16 protein-coding genes are annotated in these 17,682 nt (G+C 53.2%); 7 read left to right on the forward strand and 9 right to left on the reverse strand.

Features of this window, described 5'->3' with window-relative positions; genetic code table 11:
- Positions 1 to 18 precede the first annotated feature (18 nt).
- The 7 genes from HCX92_RS04615 to queA all read right to left on the reverse strand — a co-directional run bounded on the left by HCX92_RS04615 (position 19) and on the right by queA (position 8,312).
- Positions 19 to 1,044, reverse strand: coding sequence for a PhoH family protein (locus HCX92_RS04615; protein WP_169293762.1), 1,026 nt, complete (start codon positions 1,042 to 1,044; stop codon positions 19 to 21).
- Positions 1,044 to 2,480: a tRNA (N6-isopentenyl adenosine(37)-C2)-methylthiotransferase MiaB gene (miaB, locus tag HCX92_RS04620; RefSeq protein ID WP_169293763.1), complete on the reverse strand. Its 1,437-nt coding sequence runs from the start codon at positions 2,478 to 2,480 to the stop codon at positions 1,044 to 1,046. The genes HCX92_RS04615 and miaB overlap by 1 nt, the downstream gene beginning before the upstream one ends.
- 221 nt (positions 2,481 to 2,701) lie before the next feature.
- Positions 2,702 to 3,643: a protein translocase subunit SecF gene (gene secF / locus HCX92_RS04625; RefSeq protein ID WP_169293764.1), complete on the reverse strand. Its 942-nt coding sequence runs from the start codon at positions 3,641 to 3,643 to the stop codon at positions 2,702 to 2,704.
- A 78-nt stretch (positions 3,644 to 3,721) separates the two neighbouring features.
- Entirely contained in the window at positions 3,722 to 5,596 is a 1,875-nt protein-coding gene (gene secD / locus HCX92_RS04630; RefSeq protein ID WP_169293765.1) for a protein translocase subunit SecD, read from the reverse strand.
- A gap of 66 nt (positions 5,597 to 5,662) precedes the next feature.
- Positions 5,663 to 6,010, reverse strand: a complete 348-nt coding sequence (yajC, locus tag HCX92_RS04635) for a preprotein translocase subunit YajC (protein WP_169293766.1) — start codon at positions 6,008 to 6,010, stop codon at positions 5,663 to 5,665.
- A gap of 53 nt (positions 6,011 to 6,063) precedes the next feature.
- Entirely contained in the window at positions 6,064 to 7,203 is a 1,140-nt protein-coding gene (gene tgt / locus HCX92_RS04640; RefSeq protein ID WP_169293767.1) for a tRNA guanosine(34) transglycosylase Tgt, read from the reverse strand.
- 50 nt (positions 7,204 to 7,253) lie between these two features.
- The gene (gene queA, locus HCX92_RS04645) at positions 7,254 to 8,312 is read right to left on the reverse strand and encodes a tRNA preQ1(34) S-adenosylmethionine ribosyltransferase-isomerase QueA (protein ID WP_169293768.1); all 1,059 of its coding nucleotides are present in this window, start codon (positions 8,310 to 8,312) and stop codon (positions 7,254 to 7,256) included.
- Between the two features lie 190 nt (positions 8,313 to 8,502).
- Between queA and upp the strand changes: the two genes are divergently transcribed.
- From upp to HCX92_RS04665, 4 genes are all read left to right on the forward strand, one after another.
- The gene (gene upp / locus HCX92_RS04650) at positions 8,503 to 9,138 is read left to right on the forward strand and encodes a uracil phosphoribosyltransferase (RefSeq protein WP_169293769.1); all 636 of its coding nucleotides are present in this window, start codon (positions 8,503 to 8,505) and stop codon (positions 9,136 to 9,138) included.
- 163 nt (positions 9,139 to 9,301) lie between these two features.
- A complete protein-coding gene (locus tag HCX92_RS04655; RefSeq protein WP_169293770.1) occupies positions 9,302 to 9,619 on the forward strand; it encodes a YqjD family protein in 318 nt (105 codons plus the stop codon).
- 24 nt (positions 9,620 to 9,643) lie between these two features.
- Positions 9,644 to 10,036 (forward strand): phage holin family protein, encoded by a 393-nt coding sequence (locus HCX92_RS04660; protein WP_169293771.1) that lies wholly within the window; start codon positions 9,644 to 9,646, stop codon positions 10,034 to 10,036.
- Complete coding sequence (locus HCX92_RS04665; RefSeq protein ID WP_169293772.1) at positions 10,033 to 10,437, forward strand: hypothetical protein; 405 nt, start codon at positions 10,033 to 10,035, stop codon at positions 10,435 to 10,437. The genes HCX92_RS04660 and HCX92_RS04665 overlap by 4 nt, the downstream gene beginning before the upstream one ends.
- On the opposite strand, the gene ubiD is transcribed toward HCX92_RS04665, so the two are convergent.
- The gene (ubiD, locus tag HCX92_RS04670; protein WP_169293952.1) at positions 10,394 to 11,938 is read right to left on the reverse strand and encodes a 4-hydroxy-3-polyprenylbenzoate decarboxylase; all 1,545 of its coding nucleotides are present in this window, start codon (positions 11,936 to 11,938) and stop codon (positions 10,394 to 10,396) included. The two genes, HCX92_RS04665 and ubiD, sit on opposite strands and share 44 nt — an antisense overlap.
- Before the next feature lie 163 nt (positions 11,939 to 12,101).
- Here ubiD and HCX92_RS04675 point away from each other — a divergent pair, with 163 nt between their 5' ends.
- Positions 12,102 to 12,956, forward strand: coding sequence for a lytic transglycosylase domain-containing protein (locus HCX92_RS04675; protein WP_169293773.1), 855 nt, complete (start codon positions 12,102 to 12,104; stop codon positions 12,954 to 12,956).
- Here HCX92_RS04675 and HCX92_RS04680 read toward each other — a convergent pair.
- On the reverse strand, positions 12,950 to 14,140 hold the full coding sequence (locus tag HCX92_RS04680; protein WP_169293774.1) for a pyridoxal phosphate-dependent aminotransferase: 1,191 nt from the start codon (positions 14,138 to 14,140) through the stop codon (positions 12,950 to 12,952). The genes HCX92_RS04675 and HCX92_RS04680 overlap by 7 nt on opposite strands.
- Positions 14,141 to 14,309: 169 nt before the next feature.
- On the opposite strand from HCX92_RS04680, the gene HCX92_RS04685 reads away from it, so the two are divergent.
- Complete coding sequence (locus tag HCX92_RS04685; protein ID WP_169293775.1) at positions 14,310 to 15,221, forward strand: hypothetical protein; 912 nt, start codon at positions 14,310 to 14,312, stop codon at positions 15,219 to 15,221.
- Between the two features lie 136 nt (positions 15,222 to 15,357).
- Complete coding sequence (locus tag HCX92_RS04690) at positions 15,358 to 17,664, forward strand: NADP-dependent malic enzyme (RefSeq protein ID WP_169293776.1); 2,307 nt, start codon at positions 15,358 to 15,360, stop codon at positions 17,662 to 17,664.
- Positions 17,665 to 17,682: the final 18 nt, after the last annotated feature.

The raw sequence follows: 17,682 nt of genomic DNA on the forward strand, positions 1-17,682 counted from the left end.
CTTTTAACGGTAAGAGGATTAACGGAGAGTGTGGCCGGAGAGCGCCTCTGATTCATCATAGGCATCAATAATGCGAGCCACCAGCGGATGACGGACCACGTCTTTACTGGAAAAGCGTGAAAAAGCAATACCTTCGACCGATTGCAAAACCTGCAGGGCATGGGACAGGCCGCTTTTTTGCCCTTTGGGCAGGTCAACCTGTGTCGGGTCACCGGTAATAATGGCCTTGCTGCCAAAACCAATGCGGGTCAGAAACATTTTCATCTGTTCCGGTGTGGTGTTCTGGGCTTCGTCAAGGATGACAAAGGCATGGTTCAGGGTGCGACCGCGCATATAGGCCAGCGGTGCGATTTCAATCGTTTGTTTTTCGAACAGGCGCTGTACTTTTTCAAAGCCCATCAGGTCGTAAAGCGCGTCATACAAGGGGCGCAGGTATGGATCCACTTTCTGGGCCAGATCGCCGGGCAGAAAACCCAAACGCTCGCCAGCCTCTACCGCGGGACGCGTCAGGATGATGCGTTGGACGTTTTCACGTTCCAGGGCATCAATCGCGCAGGCCACGGCCAGCCAGGTCTTGCCCGTGCCGGCAGGGCCGGTGCCAAAGGTAATGTCATTGCGCAGGACATTATTCAGGTACTGGCGCTGGCTGGGCGTTCTGGGACGCAGGTCACTGCGTCGCGTGCGCAGGATAATGGTGTCGCTTTCATCATCCAGTGGTGGCAGATCGTCTTCTTCTTTGGCTCGGGTTGATGAAGCGGGGGCCGCTTTGTGTGGAGAGGCTTTCTGTTCTACCAGGCCCAGCTGGATATCATCAATGGAGAGGTCTTTATGGCGGGCCCGCCGATGAAAAATCTCGATGCTATTGCCCGCCTTCAGGGCCTGCTCGCCTTCCAGGGTAATACGGTTGCCGTTACGGCCCAGTTTGACCCCCCATGCCTGGGCGATTTGCCGCAGGTTTTCATCCAGGGGGCCACATAGGTTGGCCAGTTGCATATTGTCACCATCAAGGGTGATGATGACCGGTTGGTTGCGTTTGACAGCCATTAGCTAACCTGCTCGCTGGTTACCACCTCGCCACGCAGTGAGTTGGTGTAGACATCGGTGATGCGTACATTGACGATTTGGCCAATGAGGCGTTTGGGTGCGGAAAAATTGACGATCCGGTTGTTTTCGGTACGTCCGGTCAGTTCATTTTTATCGCGGCGCGATTCGCCTTCGACCAGGACGGGCTGAATCGTGTTGAGCATGGCATGGCTGATGGCCTTGGCCTGTTTGTTGATTTGGGCCTGCAGGCGTTGCAGGCGCTTGAGTTTGACATCGTAAGGGGTGTCATCATGCAGGTCGGCGGCTGGCGTGCCGGGACGACGCGAATAGATGAAAGAAAATGAAGTGTCAAAATTGACATCTTCAATCAGTTTCATGGTGGTTTCGAAGTCGGCATCGGTTTCACCGGGAAAACCCACGATGAAATCGGAAGACAGGGTCAGGCCGGGACGTGCCGCATACAGTTTGCGGGCAATGGCCTTGAACTCAAGCCCGGTATAGCCGCGCTTCATGGCGGCCAGGATGCGGTCGCTGCCAGTCTGGATGGGCAGGTGCAGGAAAGGCACCAGCTTGGGCAGGGCGCCGTGCGCTTCAATTAAGCGGTTGGTCATTTCCTTGGGGTGGGAAGTGGTATAGCGAATGCGTTCAATGCCCGGGATTTCATGAACATACTCAAGCAGCATGGCAAAGTCGGCAATTTCACCACTGTCACCCATGGTACCGCGATAGGCATTGACGTTCTGGCCCAGCAGGTTGACTTCTTTTACCCCTTGGTCTGCCAGGTCGGCCACTTCCTGCAGGACGTCTTCAAACGGACGGGAAATTTCTTCGCCACGGGTATAGGGAACCACGCAAAAACTGCAGTATTTGCTACAGCCTTCCATAATGGAGACGAATGCCGATGGGCCTTCGACGCGGGCGGGTGGCAAGGCATCGAATTTTTCAATTTCGGGGAAGCTGATATCGACTTGCGAGCGGCCGGTTTCGTGGCGTTTATTGATCAGGTCTGGCAGACGGTGCAGGGTCTGGGGACCAAAAACGACGTCAACGTAAGGGGCGCGGCGAATGATGGTGGCGCCTTCCTGGCTGGCCACGCAACCGCCTACGCCAATGACCAGATTGGGTTTTTTCTGTTTAAGCTGATTGGCGCGTCCCAGGTCGGAAAAAACTTTTTCCTGGGCTTTTTCACGGATTGAACAGGTGTTGAACAGGATGACGTCGGCATCTTCCGGATCGTTAGTCAATTCCAGACCCTGGTTTTCACGCAGGACATCGGCCATTTTGTCTGAGTCATATTCATTCATCTGGCAGCCGAACGTCTTGATGTAAAGCTTGCGGGTGCTGCCATCGGGGGCGGCCAGGGAAGACAGGGGGGATTCAACAGGCTTAACCGTTTCGGAGTTAAGGCCGGAGCGTTTGATATTGGTTTCTTGCATAGTTGGATACCGGTGCGGGTTTGAGCCCGGGGGCAAAAAAAGGAAAAGCAGATTGTACTCTTATTGTCGCCCTTTTTTCTATCTGTTTGTTTTTGCATTGAAAAATGAGCGCTAATTAAATTGCCCCCAAGAAACCGGTGATATGCGGTTGTTGGGGGCAATTTAACGGCTAAGTCTTTAGCTAACCCTTTTATTGAAGGGCAACTTAATGAAGCCTGGGCTTAGCCTTCCATGATTTCGGCAGCCGGGTCTTCTTTTTTGGGTACTTTCAGCATGTCTTCACGTTTGACGCCCAACCACATGGCAATGGAAGCGGCCACAAAGACTGAGGAATAAATGCCAAACCAGATGCCAATGGTTAAGGCCAGTGAGAAGTAATGCAGGGTGGGGCCGCCAAAAAAGAACATGGACAGCACCATCATTTGGGTAGAGCCGTGGGTAATAATGGTCCGGGAGATGGTTTGGGTAATGGAACTGTCAATGACTTCGCGAACGCTGGTTTTGCGCTGTTTGCGGAAGTTTTCACGGATCCGGTCCATGATAACCACCGATTCGTTGACCGAATAGCCCAGTACCGCCAGCACGCCGGCCAGTACGGGTAAAGAGAACTCCCATTGGAAAAAGGCAAAAAAGCCCAGAATGATCACCACGTCGTGCAGGTTGGCAATCATGCCGGCGATGGCGAATTTCCACTCAAAGCGGAAACCCAGGTACACAATAATGCCCAGGACCACAAAGAAAAACGCCTTCAGGCCATTGCTGAACAATTCACTGCCCACCTGTGGCCCGACGAACTCAACCCGGCGCAATTCGACACCGGGGTCAACCTGTTGGAGGGCTTGCATGACTTTTTCACTTTGTGCAGCTGAAGTGACACCTTCCTGAATGGGAAGACGGATCATGACGTCTTGTGACGTGCCAAAGTTTTGTACCTGGAAGTCGGTATAGCCCAGGGACGCGACCGATTGGCGGATCGAATCCAGTTCGGCGGGTTGCTGGTAATTGACTTCCATGACGGTTCCACCGGTAAATTCGATTGACAGGTGAAAACCGCGGGTAACGATGAAAAATACCGCCAGTATGAAAGTAATGGCACTGATCACGTTAAGGATCAGGGCATACTTCATGAACGGTATGGTTTTACGGATTCTGAATAATTCCATTTTAATTCCTGGTACCCGAACCGCCAGGGTTCAGGTACATTGTTTTCGTGTTAAACCTTGCTTGTGGATGAAAGCGTTTTATTTCTCTGCATCCGGTTTCCAGACAGTACCGATGGCCAGGGTTTTGAGCTTTTTACGACCGCCATACCAAAGGTTGACCAATGCCCGGACACCCACGACGGAAGAGAACATGGAGGTCAGGATGCCAAGGGTATGCACCACGGCAAAGCCACGGATGGGACCACTGCCGAAGGCCAGCAATGCCAGGCCAACAATCAGGGAGGTCAGGTTTGAGTCAAGAATGGTTCCCCATGCCCGGTCAAAACCGGTATTGATGGCCTGTTGCGGCGAGGCACCGCCTCGCAGCTCCTCGCGGATCCGTTCGTTGATCAGCACGTTCGCGTCAATCGCCATACCCAGGGTAAGGGCCAGCGCTGCAATACCTGGCAGGGTAAGCGTGGCCTGCAGCATGGAGAGCAGCGCCAGCAGCAGCAAGACGTTGAAGATCAGGCCCAGGGTGGAGAAAATACCAAAGAGGTGATAGTAAATAATCATGAACACGGCAATCATGATGAAGCCGTACAGGGTGGAATCAAACCCTTTCTTGATGTTTTCCGCACCCAGGCTTGGACCAATTGTGCGTTCCTCGATAATGCTCATGGGGGCGGCCAGTGAGCCGGCACGAAGCAACAGGGATACGTCAGCGGCCTGCTGGGCAGTCATGCTGCCTGAAATCTCAACCTGTCCGTTGGGAATTTCACTGCGGATAACCGGAGCAGTCACAACTTGTCCACGATTGTTTTCAAACAGGATAATGGCCAGTCGTTTACCTATGTTGTCACGGGTGGTGTCGCGGAAAATACGGGCACCCTTATTGTCCAGGGTCAGGTTGACGGTGGGCTCCTGGGTTTGCTGGTTGCGGCCGGCCTGGGCGTTTTCCAGGTTTTCACCGGTCAGCAGAACCTGGCGACGAACCAGAATGGGACGGCCATCGCTATCCTTGAAAGACTCCAGTCCGAATGGCACTGTGCCACTGGCCAGGGCAGACAAGGCCGCGGGGGAATCGTCGACCATACGCAATTGCAGGGTGGCGGTGCGGCCAAGGATTTCCTTGGCCTTGGCCACATCCTGAATGCCGGGCAACTGGACAACAATACGGTCGTTGCCCTGCTGCTGGATAACCGGTTCGGCAACGCCCAATTCATTAATGCGGTTATGCAGGGTAAGAATGTTTTGTTTGAGGGCGGTTTGTTCTACCCGGGTGATCTCGCTTGGGCTGATTTGTCCGGTCAGGATGAATTTGCCATTGTCGACAGATTCGGTAAAGGTCAGTTCATTGATGCGGCTACGGAACGCGCCGATGGCTTTGTTGCGGTCGTTCTCGGATGCAAAAGTGGAGACAATGCTGGCGCCTGCCTTGTTGACGGACTCAACCTCTATTTTCTGGTCGCGCAGAATGCTGCGGATGTCGGTGGTCAGGGTATCGTAGCGCGATTCCAGTGCGCCTTTCATGTCAACCTGCAGCAGGAAGTGAACGCCACCGCGCAAGTCAAGACCCAGGTACATGGGGTTTGCGCCAAGGCTGGTCAGCCAGTCGGGTGACCCGGACAGCAGGTTCAGGGCAACCGTATAATCGGGCTCTTGTGTATTGGTATTCAGACTGCGCTCAAGGATGTCTTTGGCCTTGAGTTGGTTGTCGGTGGAATCAAAGCGGATGCGGATGGTGCCAACCGGACCATTTTGCTGAAAATAAGAGCCCGTGTAAGGAATGTTATTCTGTTTGAGGATGCTGTCAACGCGGCTTAACAGCTGTTGATCGACCTTGAGTGTAACGTTTGCGCTAGAAACCTGGACAGCAGGTGATTCCCCGAAAAAATTCGGGATGGTGTAAATAATACCGATTACCAATGCAACCAGTACCATTAGGTATTTCCAGAGAGGATAGCGGTTCATGCCGTAGCCGTATAAATAGGTTGATTAAAAAAAGAAAGCCCTTAAAAAATTAAGGGCAGGGCAGCCTTACAGGGATTTGATGGTGCCTTTGGGCAGAATATTGGTAACGGCTCCGCGTTGCAGCAGGACTTCAACGGGTTTCTCGGCCAGTTCAGCCACTTCAATGGTAATGTAGTTATCGGTGACTTTGCTGACTTTACCCAGCAGACCACCCGAAGTAATGACCTCATCGCCTTTGGTCAGTGCTTCGACCATGGCTTTATGTTCTTTCTGACGCTTCATTTGTGGACGGATCATCATGAAATAAAGCACCACAAACATGAGGATGATTGGCAGAAAACTTGCCAATCCACCTGCAGCACCCTCGGGGGCGGCTTGAGCAATAATGAGTTGTGATAAATCTGTTGCCAGCATGGGGTAACTCCAAAAAAATAATTATATTAACGGGATATTGTAGCGGAACTTGATTATTCGATGCCTCTTGCGCGATCTTTTGCGAATTGTTCTTTCCATTGTGTAAACGTGCCGTTTTCCAGTGCCGTGCGTATTTCTTTCATCAGGTTAAGATAGTAATGCAGGTTGTGAAGGGTGTTCAGGCGGGCGCCGGTAATTTCATTGGCTTTTTGCATGTGGTGCAAATAGGCGCGGGAAAAATGGCTGCAGGTGTGGCAGTGGCAGCCCGGATCCAGTGGACGGGTATCATCCTTGTAACGGGCGTTACGGATCTTGATGTCGCCAAAGCGGGTAAACAGCCAGCCATTGCGGGCATTGCGTGAAGGCATGACGCAATCGAACATGTCCACGCCGTTGGCAACACCGTCAACCAGGTCTTCGGGGGTACCTACGCCCATCAGGTAACGGGGGGCATTTTCAGGCAGTTTGTGGGTGATGTGCTGCAAAATGCGCAGCATGTCTTCCTTGGGTTCACCCACCGACAGGCCTCCAATCGCATAGCCATGGAAACCGATATCGGTCAGGCCGGCCAGGGATTCGTCACGCAGGGATTCATACATGCCGCCCTGGACAATGCCAAACAGGGCATTGGGGTTTTCCAGTTGATTGAAGGTGTCTTTGGAGCGCTTGGCCCAGCGCAGTGACATGCGCATTGAGCGGGCCGCCTCTTCCAGGGTGGCCGGGCGGCCATCAATCATGTAGGGCGTACACTCATCAAACACCATGACGATATCCGAGTTCAGGGAACGCTGGATGCGCATGGACTCTTCGGGCGTCAGCAGCAGTTTGGCGCCATCAATGGGCGAAGAGAATTTGACGCCTTCTTCGGTGATTTTACTGCGCAGATCGCTGAGGCTGAATACCTGAAAACCACCCGAATCGGTCAGAATGGGCTTGTTCCATTGCATGAACTGATGCAGTCCGCCATGCTTTTCAATGACTTCAGTGCCCGGACGCAGCCAAAGGTGGAAGGTGTTGCCCAGAATAACCTGGGAACCGATTTCCTCCAGTTCATGCGGCAACATGGCCTTGACGCTGCCGTAGGTGCCAACCGGCATGAACATGGGTGTTTGCACGGTACCATGATTCAGTGTAATGCTGGCGCGGCGGGCCTTGCCTTCGGTTTTTAACAGTTCAAACTTGAGTCCTGACATATCTTTTCAATATAAATAATTTTGATCGGGGTGGTGGGTGGGCCTTGGCTTCAGGCGCGGGGCGCAATGAACATGGCGTCGCCATAGCTGAAGAAACGGTATTGTTGAGCGATGGCATGTTGATAGGCCTGGCGCATGGTGTCAAGGCCGCACAGCGCTGAAACCAGCATAAGCAGGGTGGATTGGGGCAGGTGGAAATTGGTGAGGAGCCCGTCGATGACCTGGAATTCGTAGCCAGGGGTAATGAACAGACGGGTATCCGCCGAGTGGGCGATTGGGCATTTGGTCCCCGCGAGACCGCCCTGATGGGCGGCCGATTCCAGTGCCCGCACGCTGGTGGTGCCCACCGCAATCACACGCCCGCCCCTGGCCCGGGTTTGTAATATGGCATCAACGGTTTCCTGCCCGACGGTATACCATTCGGCATGCATGGTGTGGTCTTTTAATTGTTCAACCCGTACGGGCTGAAAGGTGCCGGCACCCACATGGAGGGTGACAAAGGAACAATTAATACCTGCGGCTTTTATTTGCTGTAATAGGGTATCGTCAAAATGCAGGCCGGCGGTTGGAGCGGCAACGGCCCCAGGTTCCCGGGCATATACGGTTTGATAGCGCTGCTCATCGGATGAGTCGGCCTCGTGCTGGATATAGGGGGGCAAGGGTGTTGCACCGTATTGATCCAGCAGGTCCAGCACATTGCCCGGAAAACGAATGTCAAACAGCTCACCCTCGCGGCCCAGCACCTCTGCCTCAAAGGCGTTCTCAAAGACCAGACGGGCTCCTGCCTTGGGGGATTTACTGGATTTGAGATGCGCCAGGGCACGGGTGGGTTCGGTAATACGCTCGATCAGGGCCTCGACTTTTCCTCCGCTTTGTTTTTGGCCATACAGGCGGGCCTTGATGACCTTGGTGTTGTTGAAAACAAGCAGGTCATCGGGTTTTAGCAGATTCACGATATCGGGAAAGGCAAGGTCGTGTAACCGGTCTTGCGGATCGATGTGCAACAGGCGGCTTTGTCCGCGGGAGGCTGGAGGTGTCTGGGCGATAAGCGCTTGTGGCAACTCATAATTGAAGTCGGCAACGGTAAGCGTATTGTTGATCTGATACATGAAAACAGCGAAGGTAGTTGGAAAAATATCGAAGGGCGTATTATCATTTCGGCATGGTTGCTGCCGGGTAAGGGGTTATTATAAAGCGAGTTTAACCCTGCGCCATTGAAATGAATGACCCGGCAAAGTTATGCCCTTTTTCAATACTGGCAGACTGAATATATTGTATTGTGAATCCATCGGAGAAATTATGGCCATCCACGAGATCCGGCACCCCCTTATCAGACATAAACTGGGCATTATGCGCAGTGCAGATCTGAGTACAAAAAGTTTTCGCGAACTGGCCCAGGAAATTTCAGCGTTGCTTACTTATGAGGCCACCAAAGACTTCCCGCTTGAAAACACCACCATCCATGGGTGGTGCGGTCAGGTTGTGGTAGAAAAAATTGCCGGCAAGAAAGTGACCGTCGTACCCATCTTGCGTGTCGGTATTGGCATGCTGGAAGGCGTTCTTTCTTTGATCCCGGGCGCCAAGGTCAGCGCGGTAGGCATTGCCCGCAATGAAGAAACCCTTGAGGCCGCCACCTATCTTAAAAAGCTGGTGGATGATCTGGATCAGCGGATTGCCCTGATTATCGACCCGATGCTGGCGACCGGTGGTTCCATGGTGGCTACCATCGACATGCTGAAGGCGGCCGGTTGCCGCGAGATTCGGGCGCTGGTGCTGGTGGCGGCTCCGGTGGGGATTGAGAAAGTGCTTGGCAAGCATCCTGATGTGGATATTTACACTGCCTCGGTGGATGAGGGCCTGAATGAAAATGGTTATATCATTCCCGGGTTGGGTGATGCCGGTGACCGTATTTTCGGTACCCGGCAGAAAGATTAAGGCCTCATCGGGCAAGCGGCTTTTATGGCGGGACGATGCGCCTGTTGCCTTGTTATTATTACAATGAAGCAATAAGTTGACACTTTTTTAAGTATTTTATATAGGGTGATGCCCAAAAATCATATATGATGTTCCGAACCCCTTAACTTTTTGGAGAAAGCAAATGGCCGTACGAAAAAGTCTGGAGCAAACCGAAGAGCAATTGCTGGAAAGCTTGCGTAAAAGTATTGAAGATGCCGAATCCTTGCTGAAGGAGGCTGCAGGTGCCGGTGAAGAAAAAGCGCATGAGTTACGCGCAAGGGCGATGAATGCCATTCACAGGGCTACTGACAGTTTCAGGGAAACCCAGGAAAAAGCGATTGTCCAAAGCAAGGAAGCCGTACGGGTGACCGATGAGTACGTGCATGAAAATCCATGGCGCTCAATCGGCATGGTGGGTCTGGCCGGCTTGTTGTTGGGTGTTATCATTGGTCGTCGTTAAGCATTATTGAAGGGTATCGCCTTTATGACCGTCAGGCATGATCTGAAAAATGCGGTTGGCAGCCTGTTTAAAATCGCCGCCACCCGCATGGAGTTGTTTGGGCTTGAAGTGGCCGAGGAAAAAGAGCGTATGCTGGGCATGCTGTGGTTGAGCATGTTTGGTTTCGTTTTTTTTATCTTGGCCCTCATGAGCGCAACCGTATTGGTTGGCCTGTATTTTTGGGGTACCGAATACCGTTTTGTCGTGTTGCTGGGCTTGGTATTGTTTCATACCATGGCGTCACTGGCCTGCTTTTTCTATGTCCGTTCCCGTCTCATCAGGAAACACCTGCCATTTTCCGCAACGGTCAAGGCCTTGCAAGATGATGCGCAGTGTATGCGGGGCAGCACGGCAGTGGCCACAGAGGATCGTCCATGAACCGAAAAGAACGGGAATTGCACAAACAGTTGCTGGTTGCCCGGATAGACGTCGAGCGGGAAATTGCCAGCTTGAGTTTCAGGAAACTGAGCCTTTCGGCTTCTCCACGTGCGCTGAGGCAGCAATTGTTGCAAAGCGGCAGCCTGGGCTTATCCCGCATGACGGGCATTCCTTCTGGTTTGTTTGCTTACCTGGAAAAGAATCCACGTCTTAGCCTGTTGGTGGGTCGGTTTTTGTTGCGTTCCAGCAAAACCCGTTCAAAAGTGCTTAAGCCGGTGGTGCTGGCAGCGGTTTCCTGGTTTGTGTACCATAAATTCCAGAGTCGGGAAAGCAGGGCGCCTTCCCGTCAACCGGCTTCTACAAGCCCAGATCCTTCCATAGAGAATCCACCCGGGTTTTGATATCCTCATCCATCTTGATGGGCGTGCCCCATTCGCGCTGGGTTTCACCAGGCCATTTATTGGTGGCATCCAGCCCCATCTTGCCACCCAGACCTGATACCGGAGAGGCAAAGTCCAGGTAATCAATGGGGGTGTTTTCCACCAGTAAGGTATCCCGGACCGGATCCATCCGGGTGGTTATGGCCCAGACGACCTCTTTCCAGTCGCGGGTGTCCACATCATCATCCACTACGATAATGAATTTGGTGTACATGAACTGACGCAGAATGCTCCAGACGCCAAACATGACGCGTTTGGCATGGCCAGCGTATTGCTTGCGGATGGAAACCACCGCCAAGCGATAACTGCAGCCTTCGGGGGGCAGATAAAAGTCGACGATTTCAGGCAGTTGTTTTTTGAGCAGGGGAACAAATACCTCGTTCAGGGCCACCCCCAATACAGCAGGTTCATCGGGTGGTTTTCCGGTATAGGTGGAGTGGTAAATGGGGTTCTTGCGCATGGTAATGCGTTCAACCGTAAAGACCGGGAACCAGTCCTGCTCGTTGTAGTAACCGGTGTGGTCGCCATAGGGGCCTTCCAATGCCATTTCATAAGCGGATTGTTTGGGGGGCGTCATGCCTTCGGGTACCGTGGGAGCCAGAACCCGTGGGTCGGATGAAGGAAGGATATGCCCTTCAAGCACGATTTCCGCTGAGGCGGGAATGGATAAATCGCTGCCAATGGCCTTGACCAGCTCGGTGCGTGAACCACGTAGCAGGCCGGCAAACTGGTATTCGGACAGGCTGTCGGGAACGGGGGTTACGGCCCCCAGGATGGTAGCCGGATCTGCACCCAGGGCTACGGCAATCGGAAACGGTTTGCCCGGATTGGCCAGGGCGAAATCACGGAAATCAAGAGCGCCACCACGATGGGACAGCCAGCGCATGATGAGTTTGTTGCGGCCGATAAGTTGCTGGCGGTAAATGCCCAGGTTCTGGCGTTTGGCCAGCGGGCCTTTGGTAATGACCAGGCCCCAGGTAATCAGGGGGGCTACATCGCCAGGCCAGCAGGTCTGGATGGGCAGGCGGTTAAGGTCAACGTCATCGCCCTCAAGAATGATTTCCTGGCAGGGGGCGTGACGATGCATTTTCGGAGCCATGTCCCAAAGTGCGGATTTCAGCATGGAGACCTTGCCAAAAGCATCTTTCAGGCTTTTGGGTGCCTCGGGCTCACGCAGGGTGGCCAGTAGTTCACCAATCTCCCTCAGGGCACTGGTGCTGTCGGCCCCCATGCCCCAGGCAACCCGCTGGGGCGTGCCAAACAGATTGGTCAGCACCGGGATGTCCGATTTCTGGCCATTGTGCAGGGCATGATTGAAAAGCAGGGCGGGCCCTTCCTTGCGTAATACGCGATCGCTGATTTCCGTCATTTCAAGATGGGTGGAAACCGGTGTTTGAATGGCTTTCAGGTTGTTCAGTTTTTCGAGCTGACTGAGGAAGTCACGCAGGTCACGGTATTTCAATTTATTCGGCCTATCAGAATTTGGAAGACTTTTCATTATAGGATATCCGACGACGGTCGGTATGGGTGTTTGTCGGGTTTGGGATGCCGTGATATGGATATTTCATGAATGAATGAATTTTCGGGTTATATTTGGGGTTTTTCCCACTTGTTGGAAATGAAAGATGGCTTTGTTTGATCTCAGTCCTGAAACCCGCTCGGTTCGTCAGGGCATCGTTTCTTTTTTTCATGATTTTTTTCGCTTAATGGTCATGTATCTGGGCATTGCCGCAACGGTGCTGGTTGCGGCCATATTCATTTTGCCGTCAGCGCAAGACCGTTTTCAGCAGGTGCGGCTGGCGGTGCTGGCTGCACTTGAACCGGATAACTCCATGGTGTCCGAGCAGGATTTCCGGAATTTGTTTGCGGTCAATGATCAATATGAACGCTCCAGGAAAGAGGTTTCTTCGGCTGTCGTCAGTGGAGAAGAGGCTGCCACCGAGAAGGGCTTTTTTGCCAATTTGACCATTGACCAGCCGCAGTTCAGCCTGCCGGGCGTGTCGGCCGAGCAGGCGCAGTTGTTAAGGGATTACATCGCCCGCAAATTCAAGGTGGCCCGTAACGTGACCGGTTCGCTGATCCTGACTGTTTATGAGGCGGCCCGGGAAAAAGACCTTGACCCCCTGCTGGTGCTGGGTGTCATCGCGGTAGAGTCACGATATAACCCTTTTGCCGAGAGTCATGTGGGCGCACAGGGGCTGATGCAGGTGCTGACACGGGTGCATGCCGAAAAATTCGATGAGTTTTACGGTGGCAGGCTGTCAGCCTTGAACCCGGTGGCCAATGTCCGGGTGGGTACCCGGATCTTGCGTGACTGTATCAAGCGTCGGGGCTCGGTAGATGGGGGGCTGGCCTGTTACGTTGGGGCAACCGGTCCGAATGGGGGGAGCGGTTATGCCGCCAGGGTGCAGGACGAGCGTAAACGGATAGCGCTTGAGTCCGGGATTCCCTTAGGAAAGAACCTGGGTCAGTTCTATTGATGCGCGATTGATTTTCTTGCCGCCAGTTTCTGCAGGAAAGGCGCCATGCGGGCAATCGCCTCTTTCAGTCGATCCAGCCCCGTGGCATAAGAGATCCGAATCATGCGGCGGGCGTGTTCCGGCCCGAAATCCAGGCCTGGAACAACCGCTACACCGGTTTCATTCAGCAGATCCCGGGCAAATGTCTCGCTGTCGTGCGCGTAATGACTGATATCGGCATAAATATAGAAGGCGCCATCGGGGACGACCGGCACTTGCAGATTCAGCCGTTCAAGTTCGGGAAGCAGATAATCCCTGCGCTCTTTAAAGGCCAGCCTGCGTTTTTCATAGATGGCCATAGCTTCGTCGGTAAAGCAGGTAATCGCGGCATGCTGGGCCAGGGTTGATGGGCAAATGCACAGGCTGCTGGCCAGTTTTTCCACGGCGGGTACGATGTCTTCAGGGGCGATCATCCAGCCCAGGCGCCAGCCTGTCATATGAAAATACTTTGAAAAGCTGTTAATAACGATGATGTCAGGGTCAATGGTCAGGGCTGAAACCGGATCATGATCATAGCTCAGGCCAAGGTAAATTTCATCCATGATGACCAGGCCATTGCGCGCTTTGACCGCCTGGATGATTTTTTTCAACTCCTGGTTGTCGACGGACGTGCCGGTGGGGTTGCTGGGTGAGGCAATCAGGACGCCACGGGTATTAGGGGTCCAGTTGGCCATGATTTTTTCAGCAGATAGCTGGAACCGTTCTTCTGCGGTACAGGGAATCAGGCGGGGGATGGCGCCGGCACAGATAATAAAGTTGCTGTTGGCCGGGTAAGCCGGATCTGGCATGAGTATTTCATCGCCGGGATTCAACGTGCTTAAACAGGCCAACGAAAGGGCGCCCGAAGCCCCAGACGTGATAATGACTTGTTCGGGTTTAACGCTGGCACCAAAACTTTTTTTGTAATAGTTGGCGATTTCCGCCCGCAATGGCGCAATGCCCAGTGCCGGGCTGTAACCGCTTAAACCGGCCTCTGCTGCATGGTTAAGGGTTTCCACAACGATGGCGGGGGCGGTGAAGTCGGGCTCACCGATTCCAAGACTGATAATGTCTTTTCCCTGTTCCTTCAGGGTTTGGGCTATTTTGGTGACTTCCATCGCCTGAAAAGTCAGGGCTTTTTCAACTCGTTTGGCAATACGTGACATGGCAAGCTCGGGGGTAAAAATAAAACTGCAGACACAAGCCGAAAAAGCGTGATTCGGCTGAATATAATAGTGGATTGTAGTTTGTGGGCGGCATTCCGTCATTCGTATCGATGGAATGGCACTTAAAATGTACGGGTTTATTTAATTGTTTTCAGGTGGCAATATCATTATGACCATGAATCGTCGTGCGTTTTTGAGTTTTGGCAAAAGGGCGGTCAGCCAGAGTCCGTGGCAGAATTTCTGTCAACGGGTTGCCCGTTCAGTCAAAGGGTCAATCCGGGATGAGGGGCAAGTGGATGGTTACGGGGCCGCTTCGGTCACCATCACCCGGTTGGCTGATGCGCTCCATTTGCAGGCCTTGTGTGCCGAGTATGATGTGGCCATGGTGCTTGATGGTATTGCCGTGCGGGAGAACGTGATTGGCCGTTCCTGCCTAAGCGTCAGGATTGATCCATCTCTGTCCCGGGTGGAGCCATTGGGTGATAACGCCTGCCTGGCTCAGCCGGCTGCCACCGCCGGCCAACTGCTGTCGTTGGGTTACCGGCAGTTTGAACAGGTGCCGGCTGATGTGACACTGGTACACTGGCTGGCAAGTCCCGAATATCATGATGTCAGGCCTGGTTATACTCATACCTCGGGGCTGGAGCGGATGCATGTCATGTTTGCGGACGGAAAAACGGCTGTTTTGGGTGGTTTTGGCGTCAATGATGAGTCCCCGCTGGCCATCCCGGTCTTGCAAAGAATTATTCCCAACCTGTTTGAGCTGTTGCGTGAAGATGATGTTGAGTGGAGTCTGGGTCTGGCAAGCTGGCCTTTCTCGTACAGGCTGGATGCGCTCAAGGCCTTGCATGCGGATATCAACCTGGCCCGTCTGTTTTTGGGGCATCGGGCAACGCTGGTTTGGGCCCAGGAAATGGTCCTTCGTAAAATGCCCGGGCCACCGGCAGTCATGCCGGGTAGCGTAATGTTAAGTGAGCCAGAGCGTGAGCGGTTGGTTCACTCGATTACCCATGTGGAGGGCAGGGTCAAGGGATTATTTGATCCATCCGGTGTGTTTTTGTATTTGGACGAGTGTCTTTGAACGAGCCAGAACCCGGCAGACGGGCATCTTTGGAGAATAGGCGCACAAATTGTATGATTCATCGTGCAATTCAGGCGTATTTTTCGTATGATAGAGTGCTCAATACTCATACACTAAGTCAGTACAGGATTCAAACATGGATGAAAGATTACGCGCGGCTGCTTTGGAATATCACAAAAAAGGCCGTCCGGGCAAGGTTTCCGTAACGCCAACCAAACAATTGTCAAACCAGCGTGATTTGGCGTTGGCATATTCGCCAGGCGTGGCGGCTGCTTGCGATGAAATCGTCAGCAATCCGGTCAATGCCATTCAATATACGGCCCGTGGCAATCTGGTTGGTGTTATCACGAATGGAACCGCCGTGCTGGGCTTGGGTAACATCGGCCCCCTGGCCTCCAAACCTGTCATGGAAGGCAAGGCTGTACTTTTCAAGAAATTTGCCGGTATCGATGTCTTTGATATTGAAATCAACGAGAATGACCCGGAAAAACTGGTCGAGATCATTGCCGGTCTGGAGCCCACTTTTGGGGGTATCAACCTCGAGGACATCAAGGCCCCTGAATGTTTTCTGGTAGAGAAAAAACTGCGTGAACGCCTGAAAATCCCGGTTTTTCATGATGACCAGCATGGCACTGCCATTACGGTAGTCTCGGCTTTTTTGAATGGCCTGAAGGTGGTTGGCAAGGATATCAAGAAGATTAAACTGGTTACGTCAGGCGCCGGAGCTGCAGCGCTTGCCTGCCTTGATTTGCTGGTTGATATGGGCTTGCCGGTTGAAAATATCTGGGTCTCGGACATTGAGGGCGTGGTTTACAAGGGACGCAAGGAGTTGATGGATCCTGCCAAGGAACGCTTTGCGCAAGAGACGCCATTGCGGACATTGGCTGAAATCATTGACGGTGCGGATGCTTTCCTGGGGCTGTCCGCCGGTGGTGTACTCAAGCCCGAAATGCTGTTGAAAATGAAAGAAAATCCGCTGATTCTGGCTTTGGCTAACCCCAACCCCGAAATCCTGCCCGAAGACGCGCATGCCGTCCGTGATGATGTGGTGATGGCAACCGGTCGTTCCGATTATCCCAATCAGGTCAATAACGTGCTTTGTTTCCCCTATATTTTCAGGGGAGCCCTTGATGTGGGGGCCACCACGATTACCCGTGGCATGGAAAAGGCAGTGGTGCAGGCCATTTGCAAACTGGCCCAGGAAGAGCCCAACGATGTTGTGGCTGCTGCCTATGGGGGTAACCAGCTTGACTTTGGTCCCGGCTACCTCATTCCCAAGCCTTTTGATCCCCGTCTGATCGTCAGGATTGCGCCTGCCGTGGCCAAGGCGGCCATGGAAGATGGCGTTGCCACCCGTCCCATTGAGGATCTCGAGGCCTACGCTGAACAGTTGCAGCAGTTTGTTTATCATTCCGGCTCTTTCATGAAGCCCATGTTCTCGCTGGCACGCTCCTATGTCCGTGACGGCGGTAAATCCCGTATCGTATTTACCGAGGGTGAAGATGAGCGGGTTTTGCGGGCGGTACAGGTTCTGATCGACGAAAAAATCTGCCGACCCATTCTGGTTGGCCGTCCTGCCGTGCTTGAACATCGCATCCGTCAATTTGGCCTGCGTATTCGTCTTGGTGAAGATGTTGATGTCACCAACTCTGAAAATGATCCCCGTTTCAAACAGTACTGGACAACTTACTGGGAAATGATGAATCGCAAAGGGGTCACCCAGGAATTTGCCCGGGTTGAAATGCGTCGCCGTTTGACCTTGATTGGTGCCATGATGGTCAAGCTGGGCGATGCCGATGGCATGATATGCGGTACGGTCGGTACTTATGCCAACCACCTGCGCCTGGTTGATCAGGTCATTGGCAAGGCACCGGGTGTCACGACTTACGGTGCCATGAATATCCTGCTGATGTCAGAGCGCACGGTAGCGGTGGCCGATACTCACGTTAATGCAGATCCTTCTGCGGCTGAAGTGGCTGAAATCACACGGATGGCGGCTGAAGAAATGCGTCATTTGCAAATCGAGCCCAAGGTTGCCTTGCTGTCCAGTTCCAACTTTGGCACCGATAACCCGATGTCCGGCTCCAAGATGCGTGAAGCCCTTGATATTATTCGTGAGCAGGAGCCCGGGTTGGAAATCGATGGTGAAATGCATGCGGATGCGGCGTTGGATGAAGACGTACGCAAGCGTCTGCTGCCTTCAAGCACTCTGTCGGGCAGTGCCAACCTGTTGATTTGTCCGAATTTGGATGCCGGCAATATTGCCTATAACCTGCTTAAGACATGTGCCGGTGGTAACGTGGCTGTGGGGCCGTTCCTGTTGGGGGTTAACGCGCCTATCCATATTCTGACCGCCAGCTCAACAGTGCGTCGTATTGTCAACATGGCGGCGCTAACGGTTGTTGATGCCAATACTCCCGGAAATAAATTCTCCAGCCTCTGATCATGCCGCCTCACCTCG

Origin of the sequence: Advenella sp. EE-W14, from assembly GCF_012923605.1 — a bacterium.
Taxonomy (GTDB): Bacteria; Pseudomonadota; Gammaproteobacteria; order Burkholderiales; family Burkholderiaceae_B; genus Advenella; species Advenella alkanexedens.